General features: G+C 40.8%; 17 protein-coding genes. 12 read left to right on the top strand and 5 right to left on the bottom strand.

Annotated features, from left to right (window positions below; genetic code table 11):
• The first annotated feature begins 135 nt into the window (after positions 1 to 135).
• Positions 136 to 900 (top strand): SDR family NAD(P)-dependent oxidoreductase, encoded by a 765-nt coding sequence (locus tag HMJ38_RS18870; protein WP_194975987.1) that lies wholly within the window; start codon positions 136 to 138, stop codon positions 898 to 900.
• Between the two features lie 12 nt (positions 901 to 912).
• Here the strand turns inward: HMJ38_RS18870 and HMJ38_RS18865 are convergent, their stop codons facing one another.
• Both HMJ38_RS18865 and HMJ38_RS18860 read right to left on the bottom strand, forming a co-directional pair.
• Positions 913 to 1,647 carry a response regulator gene (locus HMJ38_RS18865; RefSeq protein WP_194975986.1) on the bottom strand — a complete coding sequence of 245 codons (735 nt, stop codon included), beginning with the start codon at positions 1,645 to 1,647 and terminating at the stop codon, positions 913 to 915.
• Positions 1,644 to 3,587: a histidine kinase dimerization/phosphoacceptor domain -containing protein gene (locus HMJ38_RS18860; RefSeq protein ID WP_194975985.1), complete on the bottom strand. Its 1,944-nt coding sequence runs from the start codon at positions 3,585 to 3,587 to the stop codon at positions 1,644 to 1,646. The genes HMJ38_RS18865 and HMJ38_RS18860 overlap by 4 nt, the downstream gene beginning before the upstream one ends.
• Before the next feature lie 779 nt (positions 3,588 to 4,366).
• Between HMJ38_RS18860 and HMJ38_RS18855 the strand changes: the two genes are divergently transcribed.
• From HMJ38_RS18855 to HMJ38_RS18810, 10 genes are all read left to right on the top strand, one after another.
• A complete protein-coding gene (locus HMJ38_RS18855; protein ID WP_228780148.1) occupies positions 4,367 to 4,882 on the top strand; it encodes a YybH family protein in 516 nt (171 codons plus the stop codon).
• A 132-nt stretch (positions 4,883 to 5,014) separates the two neighbouring features.
• Positions 5,015 to 7,432: an outer membrane beta-barrel family protein gene (locus HMJ38_RS18850; protein ID WP_194975984.1), complete on the top strand. Its 2,418-nt coding sequence runs from the start codon at positions 5,015 to 5,017 to the stop codon at positions 7,430 to 7,432.
• Positions 7,433 to 7,619: 187 nt separating this feature from the next.
• Positions 7,620 to 8,045, top strand: a complete 426-nt coding sequence (locus HMJ38_RS18845) for a nuclear transport factor 2 family protein (protein WP_194975983.1) — start codon at positions 7,620 to 7,622, stop codon at positions 8,043 to 8,045.
• Positions 8,046 to 8,245: 200 nt separating this feature from the next.
• A complete protein-coding gene (locus tag HMJ38_RS18840) occupies positions 8,246 to 9,265 on the top strand; it encodes a DUF3500 domain-containing protein (protein ID WP_194975982.1) in 1,020 nt (339 codons plus the stop codon).
• Between the two features lie 121 nt (positions 9,266 to 9,386).
• The gene (locus HMJ38_RS18835) at positions 9,387 to 10,019 is read left to right on the top strand and encodes a DUF2306 domain-containing protein (protein WP_194975981.1); all 633 of its coding nucleotides are present in this window, start codon (positions 9,387 to 9,389) and stop codon (positions 10,017 to 10,019) included.
• Positions 10,020 to 10,109: 90 nt separating this feature from the next.
• Positions 10,110 to 11,114, top strand: a complete 1,005-nt coding sequence (ahr, locus tag HMJ38_RS18830; protein WP_194975980.1) for an NADPH-dependent aldehyde reductase Ahr — start codon at positions 10,110 to 10,112, stop codon at positions 11,112 to 11,114.
• Positions 11,115 to 11,166: 52 nt separating this feature from the next.
• On the top strand, positions 11,167 to 12,168 hold the full coding sequence (locus tag HMJ38_RS18825) for a cytochrome c (protein ID WP_194975979.1): 1,002 nt from the start codon (positions 11,167 to 11,169) through the stop codon (positions 12,166 to 12,168).
• A gap of 209 nt (positions 12,169 to 12,377) precedes the next feature.
• Complete coding sequence (locus HMJ38_RS18820; protein WP_194975978.1) at positions 12,378 to 12,875, top strand: DUF1624 domain-containing protein; 498 nt, start codon at positions 12,378 to 12,380, stop codon at positions 12,873 to 12,875.
• Positions 12,876 to 13,060: 185 nt separating this feature from the next.
• A complete protein-coding gene (locus HMJ38_RS18815; RefSeq protein ID WP_194975977.1) occupies positions 13,061 to 16,216 on the top strand; it encodes a glycosyl hydrolase in 3,156 nt (1,051 codons plus the stop codon).
• Between the two features lie 85 nt (positions 16,217 to 16,301).
• Positions 16,302 to 17,630 carry a M20 family metallo-hydrolase gene (locus HMJ38_RS18810; protein WP_194975976.1) on the top strand — a complete coding sequence of 443 codons (1,329 nt, stop codon included), beginning with the start codon at positions 16,302 to 16,304 and terminating at the stop codon, positions 17,628 to 17,630.
• Between the two features lie 235 nt (positions 17,631 to 17,865).
• Here HMJ38_RS18810 and HMJ38_RS18805 read toward each other — a convergent pair whose 3' ends face one another.
• Both HMJ38_RS18805 and HMJ38_RS18800 read right to left on the bottom strand, forming a co-directional pair.
• Positions 17,866 to 18,219, bottom strand: a complete 354-nt coding sequence (locus HMJ38_RS18805; protein ID WP_317174559.1) for a helix-turn-helix domain-containing protein — start codon at positions 18,217 to 18,219, stop codon at positions 17,866 to 17,868.
• A complete protein-coding gene (locus tag HMJ38_RS18800) occupies positions 18,219 to 18,314 on the bottom strand; it encodes a type II toxin-antitoxin system HigB family toxin (RefSeq protein ID WP_228780147.1) in 96 nt (31 codons plus the stop codon). Before HMJ38_RS18800 ends, HMJ38_RS18805 begins: the two co-directional genes overlap by 1 nt.
• A gap of 559 nt (positions 18,315 to 18,873) precedes the next feature.
• On the opposite strand from HMJ38_RS18800, the gene HMJ38_RS18795 reads away from it, so the two are divergent.
• On the top strand, positions 18,874 to 20,940 hold the full coding sequence (locus HMJ38_RS18795) for a PQQ-dependent dehydrogenase, methanol/ethanol family (RefSeq protein WP_194975975.1): 2,067 nt from the start codon (positions 18,874 to 18,876) through the stop codon (positions 20,938 to 20,940).
• Positions 20,941 to 21,093: 153 nt separating this feature from the next.
• Here HMJ38_RS18795 and HMJ38_RS18790 read toward each other — a convergent pair whose 3' ends face one another.
• On the bottom strand, positions 21,094 to 21,483 hold the full coding sequence (locus tag HMJ38_RS18790) for a hypothetical protein (RefSeq protein WP_194975974.1): 390 nt from the start codon (positions 21,481 to 21,483) through the stop codon (positions 21,094 to 21,096).
• Positions 21,484 to 21,682: the final 199 nt, after the last annotated feature.

Below are 21,682 nucleotides of genomic sequence, written 5' to 3'. Positions count from 1 at the left end.
ATTAAGGTTTTGCGGTATTTTTAAACATCTGTATGCGGATTTTAGGAGCTATCGGGAGTAATTTGGCTTTTGATAAATTATCCATTGGATTTTCAGATTTACTTGTATCATTGCGGATAACCATTTAAAATATTCATGAAACTCCAAAACCAAACATTTATCATTACCGGTGCCACAAGTGGTATGGGTAAAGCCATAGCCATTGAATTGGCTAAAGCAGGTGCCAATCTCATTCTGAGCGGAAGAGATCAGGAAAGAGGAAATGCATTAATGGCTGAATTGCTGGATAAGGGGCAGATTTCAAAATTTTTGCCCGGAGATGTAGGCGACATTGATTACAACAAGCAATTGGTAGATCTCGCCATAGCCACTTTTGGAGGCTTGGACGGAGTAGTTACCAATGCCGGGATGTTGGGTCTTGCACCTGTCACCTCATTGGATCCTGATATTTGGGACAGGACTTTCCGGACCAATGTGGATGCAGTTTTCTTTCTACTCAAATATGCCCTTCCTGAAATGCAAAAAAGACCTTCGGCTTCAGTTGTGGTGAATGCTTCAATAGCAGCTTTCAAATCCTTCCCAAACCATCCTGCATATTGTGCCTCTAAGGCTGCTTTAGTGGCTTTGGCCAAACAAGTTGCCGTAGATTACGGCCCGAAAGTACGCATCAATGCTATTTGTCCCGGACCGGTGGATACGCCTTTCATTCATGATTCAGCGATCGCTTTTCCGGACCCCATCAAAGCGGTTGAAGAGGCTGGAAAAGCCACTTTGCTCAAAAGACTTGGAGAGCCTGAGGACATTGCCAAATTGGTTTTATTCCTGATATCAGATGATGCTTCCTGGATTACTGGTTGTGCCTATACCATAGATGGAGGGATTTTGACGGGAGGAGGATAAAAATAAGTTGTGTTATACCTTTCTGATCATGTTCATCAATTCCTCTTTGAACATCCTGCTGATCGGGATAACTTTTCGGTTGATTTCCAAATGAGAATCAGCCACTGCATCCAGTTTTTTGATATTTACTACATAGGATCGGTGAACCCTCAAAAAGTCTTTACTGACGATTTTTTCGCAAAAGGCATTTAATGGACTGACAATTGTAAAATGTTGATCTGCGGTGATAACATTACAATAGTTTCTTTCGGCTTCTATGTAAAGTATTTCATCGAGCATTACCTTGACCAGTTTGTTTTGGCTTCGTATAAAAATCCGATCTTCCAAGGTCTCTATCATGTCGGCCGCACTTTTCCTTTCTATATTTTCCTCTGTGATTTTTTCAACCACAAGAGCAATGGTTCTTTCCAGATTCAGTTTATTGAATGGCTTGGAAATAAAAGCATAGGGATGGGTTTCTTTGGCTTTCTGGAAGGATGCTTCGTCTGAGTTTGCAGTAAGAAAGATTAAGGGTATATCGAAAAACTTTTGGATCGATTTGGCTGTTTCAATTCCGTCAATTTTTCCTTTAAGGTTGATATCCATCAGAATGATATCCGGATGGTTTTCCTTGGCGTGGTTGATCGCATCCTCACCCCTTGACTCTATGCCTGTCACTTCATAACCCAGTTTGGTGAGCTGCAAGGAAATATTTGCCGCGATGATCATATCATCTTCCACTATTAAAATTCTTGTTTTATCGCTCATGCTGCTTTGCTAATTTGAAATTCAAAAAATACTTCTGTTCCTCTACTCGTAATCAATGTCATTTTTCCATCCAATTGTTTGGTCAATAAACCAACGAGTTGAGTTCCAAAACCTGTTCCTTTGGTCACTGTACTCTTTTCAAATCCAATACCGTTGTCGCATACTTTCAAAAGCAAGTGAGAATCAGTTTCTGAAAGGGCTATTGTAATTTTTCCTTTCCTATTCCCAGGAAAGGCATATTTAAGTGAATTGGTAATTAGTTCATTGACGATCAAACCTATGGGAATTGCCCGGTCCACATCGAGTTCCATGAAATCCATTGGACAGTCAAATGAAACCCGATCAGCTGCATCAAATGAATCTATGATATACCCCCCCAAGTTTAGGAAGTATTGCTTCATTTCGATAGCTGTCATATTTTCACCCTGATACAGGTTTTGATGGATCATTCCCATACTATGTACCCGATTTTGACTTTCAATCATGATATCTTGGATCTCTTGGTTATCAATCTGTGCAGTATGCAGGGATAGCAAGCTGGAAATGGTCTCCAGGTTATTTTTTACCCTATGATGAATTTCCTTAATTAAGAACTCTTTTTCCTTATTCTGCTTTTCCAACAGCAGACTATACTTCTTTCGTTTGATAAATACCCTATAAAGAAAAAAGAGGAAAAAGATCATCAAACCTGTCATGATGAGGGTGAAAACCTGAATGGTAGCCTGCTGTTTCAATTTTTCCATTTGCAATGAAATGGTGTTTTCTTTTTGGTTTACCTCCATTTCAGTTTGCAATTGAGCAATCCTTGCGTCAGCTTCTGAATTGAAAACACGTTGGGTCAGTTCATGGTACTTTTTGTAGGCCTGCAATGATTTATTGATTTGGTTCCTACCTTCATAAGCTTTACTCATCTCCTCATAAATCAACCCCAAATAATAATTGTCTCCAAAATCCTCACCGGCAGTCCGGAGACTTCTTTGAAGGTATGTTTCCGCGGATTCAAAATCCATCTCCTTGTTTTTTAATTTTCCCAGACAAAGCAAAGAACGGGCAACCATAAAATCATTTTGTAATAACTCTGCATATTTCAGCGCTTCTTTCCCCGATTTCTCGGCATTTTCAAAATCTCCAACCTGAATGTATAATTCTGTAAGGGCAATATAAGTGTCACTGAGATTATTATAGAATCCATATTTTTCACCGATCATTGCGGATCTTTGAAAGTATGACAATGCTTCTTCATACCTGTCGAGTTCCACCAAATTATTGCCCAAAACATGTAAGGTAAAATCAAAATCCAGATCATTCAAGCCCCTTTCCTCAAAGAGTGCTATTGACATTAGACCATATTCAACTCCCCTTTCAAACTTACCCTGTTTCCACGAAAGATTGCTCATATCAGAATAGGCCATCGCCATTGCTTTCAAATCCTGATATTTTTGACCTAGTTCTAAGGTTTTGGTCGCAAATTCAAAGGCTTTGCTCAAATCCCCTCTTCGCTCGTTTACATATCCTAAATTTGTAAGCAGAAGCCAAGTTTCTTTTTCTGGAATTTTTTCCCAAGCACTTCTTAATACTACCTCTGCATAATCCAAATCTTCCATCCTTAATAAGATGGCCCCTTGGGAGACCTGCATTTTACCCTCCCAAATATCATTATCTGCCTCCCTGACCTCAGCCAAACCCTGATTGATGATTTCCAACGATTTATGAAGGTTTCTGGTATGATAATGATAGCCAAGGTCATTCATGATCATAAACCGCAAACTGTCCTGTTGAACATGTTGTAAGGATTTTTCCAAATTGTCTAAATAATCGGCATCGAAATCATCTGTATCTACAAAAATCTTTAAATAATTAAATTTCTCATTGCTGATAATTATTTGGGCTCTAAGATCAAGATGGGTTAAAAATAACAAAAGCAGTAAAAACCTCTTCATTCACTAAATATAGAATAAAAAGTCTTTTAATATCAATTAATTGCATCTTAAAAAAACGTTCGGAAAAAAAATCAACCCATTGGGACATTTTTCGGGTCGGTTCGTCCTAAACCATTCGAGAAGACCTTAAATAAAATTGACATTGTTTCAAGATTTTTAAAAACAATCAAAATCAAGATTATTATGAAAAGAAAAATCAATTATTTAATCCTCTGTGTATTGGGGTTAGTCCTGAGTTGGACTATCCCGACTTCTCTGAGACGAACTTCAAGCAGCATTTAGATCTTCCATGGCAAGTTCTTGGAACTACGTCTATAAACTGGACAAAGACCTTAGCAGGCCAAGCAAGTAACTAAAAACAGTAAATAACCCTTTTTGAATGAGTAAAGTGAATATTAGTTGATAAAAGTTGGGCGGCGGCAAATAGGGTAAATTTTTTGCCAATGCCCGATTTTTTTTCATTGGGGAAATAAATCCCTGCATTGGGACAGTATATGTGCTGCTTCGTCCTTGATGGCTTTCTATTAAAAGGAATAAAATTTAAATTATCTCATTATAAGAAATCATTGCAAGCCAAAAAAACAATTTTTATCCAAAACTGGCAAAATGATACACACAATACATTAAGAGCTTATTCAGAAAATAGGTGGGTTTAGTGATCTACCGATCTATGAACCCACATCTGAGGGTATGGAAGCGATAATGGCAGGACAAAAATAGTTTGAGAAAAAACGGGTAAGCCGAAAACCGCATAGAGTAGGCATTAAACAACAATCAAAATGAACAAAAATAACTATTTCCGAATAGCAACAGCCTGTATCGCTCTTTCTCTATTCAGTGTTGCCTGCACACCCGCTCCCAAAGAAGCGACTGCACCTGAAGTAATGGCTGTATCAGTAGCACCGGATATGGCTGCCATTAAAGCTGAAATCCAGCGATTGGAAAATGCATGGGCAGCCGCTGATAATGCCGGTGATGTCACAGCCTTGCTAGCTTTCTATAGTGACGATGCTGTGAGTATGGGTGGAGATTCTCCAATGGCTGTAGGTAAAGCTGCCATTCAAAAGGAGATCGAAGCAAGTATGGCTTCCAGACCTGCAGGAACTACCGTCAAATACGAAGTTTTAGATGTTTTTGGTAACGAAAACACCGTTACTGAAGTGGGTAAAACCACTAGAATGGACGCATCCGGAAAAGTCATCTCTTCCGGTAAGTACATGGCTATCTGGGAAAAACGTGATGGCAAATATCTCTGCGTAAGGGATATCAGCAATAACGACACAAAGGAAAATTAACCGTTTTTTCAGTCAATTCTCTCATTCAATAAGCCAGGGGGATCTAAATACCTCCCTGGTTTTCAATTCATTTTGAGTAGTTAAACTCAAAATCAGAAACCATTCAATTTGACATTTTAATTATACACAGCCATGAAAGCTTTAATAAATTCGGTGCTTTTATTTTTTTTAGTATCTCAGGGATTTACACAAGGGATTATTCAGGGTAAGGTTCATGATGCAAAAGCAAAAGAGATGTCCTTTGCGAACGTCTTACTTTGGAACAAGCCTGATTCCGCTATGGTCAAAGGGGTTGTTTCCGATGAATCCGGTAACTTTATTTTCAAAGAGATACCCAAAGGGGAATACTATGTGGAAGTACATATCCTGGGATATGCCAAAACCCATTCACCGGTGTTCAGTTTTTTGGGAACAGAAAAGAATAATCTGGCAACAATCATTTTGGTTCAGGAAGACCAAAATCTTGAGGAAGTGACAGTAGTTGCTACCCGACCATTTTTTGAACTCGAACAGGGGAAAATGGTAGTCAATGTGGCCAACAGCATTTCCGCTGCGGGGTTGTCGGTCATCGATGTACTGGATAGATCTCCCGGTGTAATGGTAAACAGGCAGAGCAATTCCTTATCGGTTTTAGGAAAAAACGGTGTGGTTATTTTAATGAACGGTCATAGGTTTAGGATGCCCATGGAAGCTGCTTATCAGATGCTGGCAGGTCTCAATTCCAGTGATGTTGAAAAGATCGAAATCATCACAGTCCCCCCTGCCAACTATGATGCTGACGGTGATGCGGGATTCATCAATATCGTGATGAAAAAAGACAATGACATGATAGGTACTAATGGTATCCTGACCATAGGCCAAGGCTATGGATCTGGCTATAATGGTAACATGAGCTTCAGCCTCAACCATCAGGGTCCCAAATTCAGTTGGTTTGGGATTTTGTCTGCGACTTATGTCGATCAGGTTCAGGAATGGGAAGCCTTTAGAGGTAACAACAACGGATTTGAAGACATAGGTATCGAAACAACCACCGATCGTTTTGGCACAAGGAAAGCCATCAATTATCAGGCTGGATTTGATTACAAATTAACAACCAATACCATCCTCAGTGGTTTGGTCAGTGGTTATAATAACCGCTGGGATATGACTGCACCCAATGTTACCAAATCCAGTTATTCCATTTCCCCGGATACCCTTGTCAGGATGACAACGATTGAAGAGAACTACTGGAGCCATATCATGGGCAATATCAATCTTCAGCATACTTTCCAAAACGGGCAGGTTATCAGTACCAATATAGATTACCTTACCTACAAAAACTCCAATCCATCCTGGTATACCATTATGAATTATAATGAATCCAATGATTTGATCAGTTCGGAGGAATTCAGAATAACCAAAGACACTCCCATTGACCTTTGGGTGACAGACCTCAACCATTCCATGAAAATCGGAAAATCAATAGCTGTTGAATCAGGTCTCAGAGCTACTTTTTCAAAATTCACCAATACGGTGGTCTTCGAAGAGAAATTGGGATCTGATTGGCTTATAGATCCGAAATTCACCAATGATGGCCTTCTCAATGAGGATATATTGGCAGCGTTTTCCTCAGCTAAAATTAACTTTGATGAAAAGACTACCTTAAATGCAGGAGTCAGGTATGAAAACACCCAAACCAACCTGACGACCGTTTCTGGAGAGAAAATCGTTGACAGGCATTACGGGGATTTCTTTCCAACGACATTTTTATCCAGAAAAATCAATGCCGACAACTTGATTCAAGTGTCCTATGGCCGCAGGATTACAAGGCCAACTTTCAATGAAATGGCACCCTTTGTGTTTTTTTCTGACCCATTTTCTTTTTTTGCCGGAAATGAAAACATTCTGCCTACTTACACCAACACCTTCAAAACAGATTATTCCTATAAGAGTATGCTATTCTTTGTGCAGTACAGCACGGACAAAAATGTCATCGCTTCCTTTCAACCTACCTTGGACGAAGAGACTAATACCGTATTCTTAAGAACTGAAAATCTTGACCAAAGGCAGACTGTTGCCATGATGGTTGCTTTTCCTTTAAAAATAACTTCCTGGTGGGAAACCCAAAACAATTTCACGGCCAATTATCAAAGAGTCAATTCAGAGTTAAACGGGGAGATTTATGAAGTTGACCAGAAAGGCATTCAAGTGGTGCTGACCAATACATTCACCCTTCCCAAAAAATACACCATTGAGTTGATGGGCAATTATAATTCACCCACCATCAATGGCTATTTCAATTGGCTTTCCCGGGGCTTTGTCAATCTTGGAGTCCAAAAAGATTTTGAAAAGGCAGGTGTTTTAAGGGTGTCCTGCAATGATATTTTTGAAACAAGTCAATTGCGATGGAGGTCATTTGAGGGTGCTGAATTGGAATTTTCTGGCAGGTTGCAATTTGAAAAAAGGGTGTTTATGGCCACCTACACTTACAAGTTTGGAAACAGCAAGATCCAAGGAACAAGGAATAGAAAAGTAGGTTCCCAAGAGGAACAAAGAAGAGTTACGAATTGATCATTTTTTCATTGGGGAAATAAATCCATGCATTGGGACAGAAAAGGGGTTGTTTCGTCCTAGATAGGTTTCATTTCAAAAATTGAAATGGTAAATTATAATCTGATTTATTGCTGACAGTCAGATCATTGAATCCGTCATTATTTTTCCAAAATCAAAAAATATACGAAACATATAAAAGATTCCTATGAAAACACATGAAGATGATTTAAAAAATGCCACTCAAAACAGGGCTGTCATAGATGGGCTTTACAAAGCTTTTGCTAAAGGGGATATTCCTGCAGTACTTGGTGCTATGGATCCAAATATAGTCTGGAATGAAGCCGAAGGCAATGCCTATGCAGATGGTAATCCTTACATTGGGCCTGAAGCTGTCTTGAATGGCGTTTTTGGCCGGATAATGCAGGAACATGAATATTTTAATTTGGTAGATATCGAGCTGCACGAGATGTTCAACGATAAAGTGCTGGCCACTTTGCGCTATGATGCCAAATCCAATAACGGAAAAAGTTATAATGCCCAAGTGGCCCATTTCTGGACATTGAAAGACGGGAAAGTAGCTGCTTTTCAGCAGTATGTGGATACCAAAAAATTAAGTGATGCTCTGAATTAGTGGAACCTTCGCTCTTCGAAATTTGGACCCCGTACAGTTGTCGGGACGAAGTCAGATAAACCGAATTTATAATTCGGATTATTAGCTGGCTGATTAAGTTCGGATTGCAAATCCCTTTTATCTGTGGTTCGGGATTTTAAATCCCGAACAGCTGAATTTGAGAAACCTATCCCTTAGGCATCATAAAAAACTTTAATGATATGAGGAAAATTGTTATTGTTAGCCTTTTGGCTGTTGCAGCTATAGTTATGGCATTCGGCCTGTTGACTGATAAACCTGCTGTCGATTTTTTGAAATCTTTGACTCAGCCTCAAAGGAACAAAACGCAAATGTCCTTCAATGACGAGTCTAGATTGCGCTGGCATTATATACCTAGTTCAATGTTTCCTAGAGCAGGAATTCAGCTGAACGAACTTGATCCAAATCAGAAGTCCAAATTGGATGAACTCCTCAAGACTTTTCTCTCAGAAACGGGATATAATAAAACGATGAAAATCATCGATTTGGAAAATATCCTTTTGGAAATCAGTGGCGATTCCATCATGAGAAATCCTGAAAGTTATTCGGTAGCATTTTATGGAAATCCTGAAAAGGACAGCTTATGGGCTTTCTCTTTTGAAGGCCATCATGTTTCCCTGAATTTTACAATCCATAACGGAAACGTTGAAATTGCTCCCCGATTTTTAGGAGCGAATCCAGCAAGAATTCCTTCCGGACCCAGAGAAGGTGAGCGCACGCTTCAAAAGGAAGAGGACCTAGGCTTTGAATTGATAAACTCATTATCAGCAGAGCAAAGGGAAGTGGCAATATTTCAGCAGGAACCATTTTTTGATATTGTTACAGGGAAATCCCCAGAAGTCGAACCTTTAAGTCCCGTAGGAATTATGTATGGTCAGCTAAACAGGAATCAACAACTTATTTTTTTTAAACTTCTTGATGAATATCTATCCACCATGCCGGCTGAGCAGGCCGAAAAGAGAATGAATAGCATTAAGGATGAAGAAATAAATGAAGTAAGATTTGGATGGGCCGGAGCAACTGTACTCGGTGAAGGTCACTATTATCGGATTCAAGGGAAATCGTTCTTAATTGAGTTTGACAATGTCCAGAACAATGCCAATCACATTCACACCGTATGGAGAGATTTTGACGGAGATTTCGGTAGGGATCTAATTAAAGAGCATTATAAGAATTCGGATCATCATAAACATGATAAATAAAAATGCCTAAAAATGTATTGAAGCCATAAACTGCGGTATATGGCTCGTTTACAAAACCAGTATCTGACAAAAGCGAAATTATAATCTTAGAAAAAGACCATTAACCCCTTTTATTGAAACCATGGCCAAAACCCTAACCCTTGTCCCCAACAAACCCAAAACCTGGCTGTTGCTGTTGGCTTGGGTTTTCCTGATCGTCTTTGCCGGAAAGTTTGTCATTGACGATGCCTTACCCTATTATGGGTTTGACAAGGAAGTATACGGCAGGTTTTGGATCATGAAATGGCCACTGATCGGTCATATTTCAGGGGGCCTGATTGCTTTGACCCTTGGTCCTTTTCAGTTTTGGACTGCTTTTAGGAACAAGTATATCAAAGTCCACCGGGTGATGGGCTTGACTTACCTGACTGCCATCTTTATTGGGACTATCAGTTCGGTTAACATGGCACTAACAACCGGGATAGCTGTACATTGGACCTGGGCGCTCTCATTAATTGTGTTGGCTTTGGCTTGGATATCCACCACAGGCATGGCATTCCGATTTATACTGCTGCGGCGGATTCAAATGCACAAGGAATGGATGGTCAGAAGCTATGTAGTCACTTTTGCTTTTGTATTATTCCGCTGGCTGAACAGCACCCCTGTTTTTGTGGAAATGGGAAACTTTATCGAAAGAGGTCCGACCATGATCTGGGTTTCCTGGGTCATTCCGCTTTTTGTTACTGAGCTGATTCTTCAGTGGAATAAAAAATAAATAAGAACATCATATAGGTTTTAATCCAATGCTTAGAGTTTGATTTCCAATTGATAAAAAATTTAACCACAATTTAACTCAAATAAAAATATGAAAGTTACAGCATTTGCAGCCAACGGGCCGCATGAAAAATTAAAGCCCTTTTCTTACGAAATGGGAGACTTAGGTTCTGAACAAGTAGATATCCGGGTAATCAACTGCGGAATCTGCCATTCAGATCTCAGTATGATGAACAATGACTGGGGAATGACTGCCTACCCAATTGTCCCAGGACATGAAATCATTGGTGAAGTAGTTGCAGCAGGTAATGCTGTCAAAAATGTAAAAGTTGGGGATAAGGTCGGCTTGGGCTGGTTCTCTGGATCTTGTATGTCCTGTCATGAGTGTATGGATGGCGCACATCATCTCTGCACTTCTGCCGAATTCACTATTGGCGGGCGACATGGTGGCTTTGCAGACTTTGTTCGCAGTCATTGGTCCTGGGCAATACCGCTACCTGAGGGAATCGATTTGGACAAGGCCGGACCATTGCTATGTGGCGGAATCACCGTATTCAATCCCATCATTCTGGCCGGAGTAAAAGCAACTGACAAAGTTGGTGTCATCGGCATCGGAGGTCTCGGTCATATGGCACTCAAATTCCTGAACAAATGGGGTTGTGAAGTCATTGCTTTTAGCTCCAACCCTGACAAAAAGAAGTCAATTCTGGAAATGGGAGCGACAAGGGTTGTGGATTCTACAAATCCGGAAGAACTGGCGAAAATCGCCGGAAGTTTGAGTTTCATTCTGAATACGACCAATGTGACTTTAGATTGGAATTCGTATCTGACAGTTTTAGCTCCTAAAGGAAAATTTCACAATGTAGGAGCGGTTTTAGAACCTTTGGCCATCCCCGCCTTTACGCTTATTACTGGAGAAAAATCTGTCGCGGGCAGTCCTTTAGGAAGCCCGGCCTTGACACGAACTATGTTGGAATTCTGTGTAAGACATGACATTTACCCGATTACAGAAGAATATCCCATGTCTCAAGTCAATGAAGCCCTAGATCACCTAAAATCAGGTAAAGCCCGTTTCCGGGTTGTATTGAAAAACTAGAGCTCAAAAAAATCTTATCAAATAATGTCAAACCACCAACCCGCAAAGCACCATGTTAAAGAAAATTATCTTCGGAATCCTTGGCCTCCTGATTGTAGTCATTGGAGGAATGTTTGTTTATGTCCAATTGAATTGGAATAAAACCTATGATATCCCCTACCCAAATCTTCAGGTCAGTACTGACTCTACCCTGATCGAAAGGGGAAAATACCTGGTTCACGGACCTGCCCATTGTTCCAACTGCCATGTAAGCAGCGTTGCGGAAATGATAGCTGCAGATGCCGGGGAAAACATCCCGTTAAAAGGGGGTGGAGAATTTCCTTTGGGTCCAATAGGTACTTTGTATACGAGAAATTTAACACCCGACCCAACCACGGGTATAGGAAGATATTCTGATGGGGAAATCTTTAGAATGATGCGCCATGCGGTCAAACCTGATGGAACAGCTACTTTATCCGTGCTAATGCCTTTTTGGGATATGGCAGATGAAGACCTGATTGCAGTGGTATCCTATTTGAGAACCTTGGACCCTGTAAAAAACGAAGTATCGGATAACGATTGGTCTTTTATGGGTAAAGCAGTTCGGATAATCGCTTCTTCTTTTCAGCCGATTGAAAAACCCTCACCGCCTTCTTTTGCTCCCCCCATGGCAGCTACCATTGAGCGGGGTGAATACCTTTCCAGGTATGTGGCCAACTGTGTGGGATGTCATACCAACAGAGATCCCATGACTTTTGAAGCCACGGGACCAGAATATGCCGGAGGTATGGAATTCGAACCTTGGCCGGAATTTGCTTTGGCCGTTGGGGGAGACCCCGAAGTTTGGACGCGGACTCCCAATATCACCCCGCATCCAAACAGCGCCTTGTCAAAATTCAAAACCGCGGAAGAATGGAAAGCCAGGTTCCGGCAGGGCAGAATCATCAATATCTCTCAAATGCACTGGGGGCCATTTTCAAGGATGACCGATGAAGATTTGGAGGCGCTTTACCTGTATCTGACAAGTTTGGAGCCTTCTGATTATGATGCAGGAGAGTTGATGTTTAAAAAGTGAGTTTCTCATAAAACTTGTATAAAAACTCTTTTCAACCAAGAATTGGTGTCTTTGAGCCTTTGTGGCCCTAAAGTTTGATTCGGAAACAAAGGCTCAAAGACGCTCAGTTGAAATTATCCCAAAATACTTCAAAGTTTTATTATTAGATGATTCTACTATTCAAATCTGGTTTTTTTTATTCGGGATACTCTAATTTTTTCAATTGATATATGACCACAACCCTCATTCCCAACCAAAGAATTTCCTCTATCGATCTTGTCAAAGGCTTGGCGATGCTGATCATGGCATTGGACCATGTGCGGGATTTTGTGCATGCCCCGGCTTTTTTATTTGATCCGGCAGATCCCACTCGGACGACTTTGGCAATCTTCTTCACCAGATGGGTAACCCACTTCTGTGCGCCTGCTTTCAGTTTCCTAGCAGGAATGTCTGCCTTTATGATCAGTAAGCGAAAGACAAAAAAGGAGTTGTCAGGATTTCTTTTAAAAAGAGGAATTTGGCTGATTTTCATTGAATTTACCATAGTATGCTTTGCATGGTTTTTTGATATTGGTTTTGGGACGTTTATGTTTGGCGTTATTTGGTCTTTGGGGATCAGCATGATTGCTTTGGCAGGTTTGGTGATTTTAATATTGTATCCGCTTTGCAAAAGATTTGACCGGTATAAGCAGGATAATAAAGACAAGTGGTGGTTGAGTTATTTCTAATCTTGAGAAAATGGATTTCAATCAATTGAAGTAATTGAAAAAATTCATACCCATAAAATTGTACTAATTAAAGGTCTAAAGCTTGTTATTTCTTTTTAATTCAAATTCGGGTATATTCAATCTTTAGACTGTTGATCTATTACCTCCTAATGACAATAGAATTTACCAAATGAAAATTTCCAAAAATGAATCATTTTAAGCATTTTCTTTTCTATTTATGCTTTTTCCCGTTTCTCGGCTATGCACAAGGGATAAATTATGCATCTCATTTTAATCAGCTTAATTTTAGGTTTATAGGTCCTGATGGCAATAGAACCATTGCTGCTGTCGGAGAACCCAACAACCTCATGGTTATGTACGTGGGAATGGCATCAGGTGGTCTTTTCAAAACGGAAGATGGGGGTACTACCTGGCAATCCATTTTTGATGATCAGGATATATCTTCTGTATCTGCTTTGGCTTTGGCACCATCCGATCCCAAACAGGTTTGGGCAGGTACCGGAGAAACCTTCCTGATCCGTCCGGCTCATGCAATGGGTAATGGTATTTATAAATCCATTGATGCGGGGCAAAGTTTCCAACATATGGGGCTGGAAGAAACGGCCCGTATTGGGCAGATTGTTGTGGATCCCAGAAATCCGGATATCGTATATGTTGCAGCTTTAGGTCATACTTATGGCCCTCAAACATCCCGGGGAGTGTATAAAACTACCGATGGGGGAAAGACCTGGAGCAATATGCTTTTTGTGGATGAGTACACCGGGGCAGTTGATTTGGCAATGAACCCTCAGAATCCGGATATTTTATTTGCTGCTTTTTGGTCTATAGATATCAAAACATGGGGGTTAAACAGTGGTGGAGCAGGAGGTGGAATCTACCGCAGTAAGGACGGTGGAGCTACTTGGGAAGCGTTGAAAGATAGGGGATTACCCGGAGGAAAAGCTAATCCAGTGGGCAAAACTTCGGTAGCAGTCGCCCATAGCAACCCCAAGGTGGTTTATGCATTGTTTGAAATGGACAGTCCGCAACTTTGGAAATCCGAAGATGGAGGAGATTCGTGGGAACTTACCATGATCAACCATGACATCAATGAGAGAGCACCCTATTATACCAAATTACGGGTTTCTACCGATGACCCCGATGAAGTGTATTTTGCTTCTGTTAAATTCAGTACTTCTAAAGATGGTGGTAAGACACTTGCCTCTGCGGGGTACAGGGCTGGAGGGGACAATCACGACATCTGGGTTGATCCAATAAATCCTGACAGAATCATGGTAGCCCACGATGGTGGACTGGGAGTAAGCTGGAACAGGCAAAAAACCTATCGCCAGCATGTGTTTCCCAATGCCCAAATGTACCATGTGTGGACCGACAATCAGATTCCATACAATGTATATGGAAACCGCCAGGACGGTTATTCATATCGTGGCCCGAGCAATAGCCGTCAAGGAAGCATTCCTTTGGGGCTTTGGCATGCGGTAGGAGGTTGTGAGAGTGGGTGGGCCATTCCGGATCCAGTGGACAACCACATAGTTTGGTCTGGATGTTATGATGGAGGTCTCCAGGTGTATGACCTTCGTACCGGACATGCACGGGATGTACGGGTTTGGCCGGAAGCGGGTTACGGTTGGGCTCCAAAAGACATGCGTTATAGATGGCATTGGTCTTTTCCGATTTTTATCAGTCCACATAACCACAAACGTGTTTATGTGGGAAGTCAATTTGTGCATATGACAGAGGATTATGGACAAAGCTGGAAAATCATTAGCCCAGACCTTACCCGAAACGACAAGGCGCACCAGCAATCTTCAGGTGGAATTGCCACAGATAACCTCATGACCTTTGATGCCTCCGTACTTTTTGCCATTGCAGAATCCCAATTGGAAGAAGGACTCATTTGGACTGGAAGCAATGATGGTTTGGTTCAGCTTACCAGAGATGGAGGTCAAACTTGGACAAATGTTACAGAAAATATACCTGGTAAACCTGATCTGGGGACAATTTCGAGCATAGAACCTTCCCGGCATCAAGCAGGAACCGCTTACGTTACGGTCGATGCACATCAGCTTGGGGATTTTGACCCTTATGTGTTTAAAACTTCTGATTATGGGAAAACTTGGATAAAAATAAGTAATGGAATAGAGCACTCCGAATCCAGCTTCGTCCATGTTGCCAGAGAGGATCCAAAGGTAAAAGATATGCTTTATGTAGGCACCGATAAAGGTTTGTACATTTCAATTAATGATGGAGAAACCTGGTTTAGGCTAAGAAACAACCTCCCTCCAGCACCAATTTACTGGCTGACTATACAAGAGGAGTTCAATGACATGGTTATCGGCACATATGGAAGGGGATTCTATATTTTGGATAATGTAGGATCACTTCAAGAATTAAGAGAGGATATTTTGGCCAAAGAGATTCATCTTTTCAATCAGCGAACTGCATACAGGTTTCAGGAAATTCAAGGAATCAAAACTGAAGGTCGTACGATGACCACAGGATCAAATCCTCCTTATGGCATGGATATCAATTATTATTTGAAAAATTCTGCCAAGGAGGTCAAAATAGAAATCTTCAATCTGGAGGGTGAACTAATCAGAACACTAAGTGGAAATAAAAATGCCGGGGTAAACAGGGTTTGGTGGGATTTGCGTCATGAACCTACCCTACGACCAAAAATATTGGTTGCTCCTCCTGATAAACCCTGGGTAAAATTAGAAGGAAGAGAATTCAGACCACTGGTAACCTGGGATTTGGATCTTTATCGCGGACAATTTGGTCCTCGGGTAATTCCTGGGGATTATGAAATCAGAATAACAGTTGACGGGCAAACTGTCACTCATGTAGGTAAGGTTGTCAAGGATCCCAATACAGTTGGGACTTTGGAAGATATCCAAAAACAAGTTGAATTTTCTCTGGGACTGAATGAGGCGATGAACGAGGTAGTAGTTACAATCAATGAGATTGAAATCATTCGGAATGAACTTTCTGAACTGATCCTTCTGAACCAAGATGAACAAGTAGCTATAAAGGCAAAGGAACTTGAAGATAAAATTAAAGAATTGGAAGGAAGTTTATTTGATATTAACCTTACCGGTGCAAGGGAAGACGCCTTTCGTAACCCAATGAAGCTCTATGGTAGGATCAGTGCACTAGCCAGCGATATTGGAGGCTTTGGGGCGGATTTTAAACCCACCAACCAACAAATGGAAGTTTATGACTTATTCAGAAAGCAACTTGATGACATTCAGATTCAGTTCAAAAGATTGATGGAAGAAGAAATCCCTGAATTCAATCAATACCTTATCTCGAGGGATATCCAAATAATTCTGAAAAAGTAGCATTATTAAAAAGTAAGATCTAAATCAATTTCTAACCATAGGATAATTATCAGAAACCTTTACTAAAAAAATTGTACTCAAAAGTATGAAATCACTAATCCTATTAATTTCCTTTTTGCTGTTTATCAGTTCTGTTTTTGCGCAGGTCAGTTTTTCTACCGACCCAATCAGGGTAAATGAAAAACGCATCGAGCAACGGATTAAGGAGTTTGCCAAATTCGGAATAAATGAACAAGGGCAGCCTTATCGGGTAGCCTACAGCCAAGGTGACATAGAAGGCCGTGATTACTTTATGGACCTGATGAAAAAAGCAGGCCTTGAGGTACATATTGATTATGCCGGCAATATCATTGGCAGAAGAGCAGGAAAAGACCCTTCCAAAAAGCCAATAGCCTTTGGTTCCCATATCGACATGGTACCCAATGGAGGTAATTATGATGGGACTCTTGGTTCTTTCACGGCCCTTGAAATCATCGAAGTTCTGAATGAAAATAAGATCATCACTGAGCACCCTCTGGAAGTGATTATTTTTCAAAACGAAGAAGGTGGATTGGTAGGGAGTCGGGCATTGACCGGAAACCTTAAAAAAGAAGCCTTATTACAAAAGAGTGCAAGTGGTTTGACCCTTGAGGAAGGTATCCGGGCCATAGGAGGCGATCCGGAGAAGTTGGATGAAGTAGTTCGAAAAAAAGGGGACTTGGCGGCATTCCTTGAAATTCATATTGAGCAGAGCAAAGTATTGGAAAGCCATGGGATAGATGTGGCTATTGTCGAAGGTATTGTGGGGATAGATAATTGGGACGTTACTGTCATTGGCATGTCGAACCATGCGGGAAGTACGCCTATGAATGATCGACAGGATGCCTTGATAGCTGCTTCCAAATTGGTTTTGACAGTCAACGAAGTGGTCAATAGCTACGAAGGGGCACAAGTTGGAAATGTAGGTAAAATTTTTGTTCCATCTGGAGCTCCCAATATCATTCCGGGAAGGGTAGAAATGAGCCTTGAGTTACGGGACCTTTCCAAAGAAAAGATCAGGAATATGTTTTTGGATATTGAAAAACGTGCTGAACAAATTGCCGCAGAAACCAATACAGAAATTTTATTCGAGAACCTTAATTTGGCCTCCACACCAACAATGGCCAGCAAAGAAATCCAGGACAAAATGATTCAAGCTGCTGAATCCTTGGGGATTTCCTATATTAAAATGCAGAGTGGTGCCGGTCATGACGTGCAGGAAATGGGTAAATTGGGGCCCATCGGTCTTGTTTTTATTCCGAGCAAGGATGGCATCAGCCACAATCCCAAAGAATATTCCACCCCAAAGGAAATGGCAAACGGTGCAGATATCATGCTGCGTACGGTGTTGTTACTTGATAAGGGCTTATCTGAAAAAATTATTGAAATTCATTGAAACTTAGATACTGTTAGAAATTATGGAAACGCTTGAATACCTCGTATTGTCATCAATTACATTGCAATCGGATTTATAGCAGTATTCTTTACGATCGAATATGTCCCCAGCACCCAATTTTCCATCAAGGACAGAGGAAAGTATTTTTGGAACAGTTTCCTATACCTAATGCCTTTCTGATTAGGAAATTCAATGGTCTTGTCTTCCGGATTAAATTGCTTTCGTTTTTATTCAATCATGCCAATAAAATTTCTGCCGGTATCTTCAATCCTTTATAAAGTGATTTTATCATACCCAAAGATAGTCCTCTTTTCCTATTCAGCACTTCACTTACCCGACTTTGGCTGCCAAGGTATTTTTCCATATCAGCACTTGTCAATCCCATTTGCTCCATGCGAAATTTAATCGCATCAATTGGATCAGGTGGCGCAATGGGATAATGTTTCATTTCGTAAGATTCCACCAGGGTCACCAATAAGTCTAACTCATCACCTTCAGGGGTATCTTTTTTTGCACCCCACAAGGCTTCAATCCTGCTAATGGCATTATGGTAATCTTCTTCTGTTTTTACTGGTCGTATGTTCATCATCAAATTGTTTTCGCGTCAATCCTATCGTATTGCTTGTGTGTTCCAATGAATCTTATGAAAATCACCTGAAATTCATAATCAATTGCAACTACCAATCTAAGAGAAAGAATCCATTTATCCCATTTTGGGATATGGGTTTGTCAGGTGAAAAATTGCCTTTAAAAAACCGGGCTGGCCAAAATACAACCTCAACAAATATCCCAAATCAAATTGAATTCCCCTCTCATCCCAAAACCTCCTTCGGACAATAAAACCCCTTATTGGGGAAGAAATTCATGCAATTCGTCCTAAACAGGTGATTTGTAATCAATTATTTTTTAATATTAAGAGAATAGAAGCGTTTCCCAAATTTTTTGGCAAGACCATTATTATCAAATCAAAATTAACTGTAGGTGAAAAACCAACAATCCTTATAAACTAAAATCATGCAAACCATCGATATTTGGAAATTAATCCAGAAAATAAGTAAAACCATATATGGATATACGCAATTCTGCCAGTACACCGGTAACTCAAAATGAATCTTGGTATAGTACCGAAATTGCTGGGAAATCGGTCTTCGGTCTCCCCTGCCTACCGGACAGGCAGGCGTCCTGTTTGAATAGAATTATAGGATACTGGCAAGAAAGGGTATAACCACAAAACAAGAAATATATGAATAAAGGGATTTTTATAACAGTCATTGGTTTTATTGCCTTTGCCTGCACCTCAGCAAAAAAGGAAAAACTTGTTACAGAAGACGCCTTATTGAATGCTGCAAGCAATGCTACCGAATGGTTGACTTATGGCTCTAATTATAGTGAAACCCGTTTCAGTAAACTCCATCAAATCAGTGATCAAAATGTCAAAGAATTGGGATTGGCCTGGTATTTTGACATGGATGCGGTCAGAGGAATAGAAGCTACGCCACTTGTCAGCAATGGTATCATGTATGTGACCGGGCCTTGGAGTATCCTGTATGCATTGGATGCCCGCACAGGTGAAAAGCTTTGGGAATACGATCCGAAAGTCCCCAAAGAATATGCGGAAAAGGCTTGCTGTGATGTGGTCAACAGGGGTGCAGCGCTCTACCAAGGAAAGGTTTTTGTTGCCTCATTGGATGGCAGATTAGTGGCCATAGACGCCAAAACAGGTGAAAAAATTTGGGAAACCCTGACGGTGGACCAATCGGTTCCTTATACCATCACCGGGGCGCCTCGGGTCATCAAAGGAAATGTAATCATTGGAAACGGTGGTGCAGAATTTGGGGTGAGAGGATATATTTCAGCCTATGATGCCGAGACGGGTAAGCAGGTTTGGAGATTATATTCTGTTCCAGGCAATCCGGCATTGCCTTTTGAATCCAAAGCCTTAGAAGAAGCTTCCAAAACCTGGACAGGCAATTATTGGGAAGCAGGTGGCGGCGGCACCATGTGGGATGCCATGGCTTATGATCCTGAACTCAATCTGATGTATGTCGGAACAGGTAACGGCTCGCCATGGAACAGAAAGCACCGAAGTCCTGATGGAGGCGATAATTTATACCTTTCATCCATCGTCGCCCTCAATCCCGACAACGGTGAATATGTCTGGCACTATCAGACGACTCCCTGTGACAATTGGGATTATACAGCTACTCAACAACTTATTTTAGCTGATCTCGAAATCAAAGGTGTCCAAAGAAAGGTGATCATGCAGGCACCTAAAAATGGATTTTTCTATGTGATAGATAGGATCAATGGAAAATTTATTTCAGGTGAACCCTTTGTTCCGATCAATTGGGCCTCCCATATAGACTACGAAACAGGAAGGCCGGTTGAAAATCCCAAAGCCAGTTACAATGGCGATCCTTATGAAGCTGTTCCCGGTCCTTTTGGAGCACATAACTGGCACCCCATGTCTTTCAGTTCCGAGACAGGCTTGGTCTATATTCCTGCCCAAAACTATGCTTTCATCATGTTGGAAGAGACCGATTACAAATTTAATGACCCAAGCCAATCCATGGCTTTTGGCAAGGGAAATGGATGGAATACCGGATTTACAGATGGTCCAGGGGAAAGGGAATTCCCTCATTTTGGTCGCCTCATTGCCTGGGATCCGATTGCCCAAAAACAGGTTTGGGCAGTAGAACATATCGCACCATCAAATGGAGGGGTGTTGAGCACAGCAGGAAATCTTGTTTTTCAGGGAACTTCGGATGGAAGATTTATAGGGTATAATGCCAAAACGGGGAAAAAACTCTGGGAATCGCCAACTGGTACGGGAGTTATTGCCGCTCCAATCACCTATGAACTTGATGGTGAACAATACGTCAGCATAGCGGCAGGTTGGGGCGGAAATGCCGGTTTGGATATTAGATTTTCAAGTGCCCAGACAACAGGTAAAGTTTATACTTTTAAATTAGGAGGAAATGCTTCGATGCCGGTTTTTGAAGAACCGGAACCTAAAAAATTGCTGACCGGAGTAAGTTATTCCATTTCAGGGCCTGAAGAAATCCAACATGGTTTAAAATTATACCTGAATTATTGTACCCTCTGCCATGGCATGCCAGGAGCGACTCAAGGTGGCGTTTTGCCAAATTTGGGTTATTCCCGACCTGAAGTCATTCAGAACCTACAAACTTATTTACTTGAAGGCCCTTTGACGAGTAGAGGAATGCCAAATTTCAAGGGAAGATTAACAAGCGAAGATGTGGAAAAAATCAAAGCTTTCATTCAAGTTGCGGCTGATTCTTATAGGTGATAATGAGTGTCAAAATGAGGGTTTACAATGAGTAATTTAAAAATCAATAAAAGTGAAGCTTTCAGTGTACGATAACCCATAACAGGTTACGGTACACTGAAAGCCACTATATAAAAAAATTGGGATTTAATTTGATGTCTATCTCAAGAAATTTTAGAAAGCCAATGCGGCCAATCCCAGCTGCTTCTTCAAGGGTTTTAACAATCCCGAGACCCCCTTATTGTAATTTCCTGTAAGCTGATCCCCCAATAGATTCATAAGAAAATTCTGCCTGATGTTTTTAAGATCAAGAAACTTGGTTTTCTTGGCATCGTCAGAAAGGTTACCATTGAGTACACCGAAGACATCATCAACGAAACTTTTATTGTGAGTCTTCAATTTGGCTTCCTGATCGCCCGAAAGCCCCAATTTGTCTACCTTGTTTACCGCATTCAGAACTTGAGACGATAAATCAGCTCCAGGTAATTTTAACTTTTGAGCAGAAGTTTGGTGGGAATAAATAAATCCAATTGTAAAAACTAGAATTAAGAGAAAATTTTTCATGTAAAATTGTTTGAATGAGTTGAAATTAAATTTGATACAAATTTAAAACCCGGTCGCTTTACCCTACCCTGTAATTGGGACTAATCTGCTCAATTTGATTTAATTCTTTCAAAGCTCTCTTAAATTTTTAACCCTTCAACTATTTTTTGGAACATCCGGCAGGCTGAAGATCATAACCAAAGTAAAATTGAGTTATCAT

It is taken from the genome of Aquiflexum lacus (genome assembly GCF_015476655.1).
Lineage (GTDB): Bacteria > Bacteroidota > Bacteroidia > Cytophagales > Cyclobacteriaceae > Aquiflexum > Aquiflexum lacus.
This window is presented reverse-complemented; position numbering and strand designations above follow the sequence as displayed.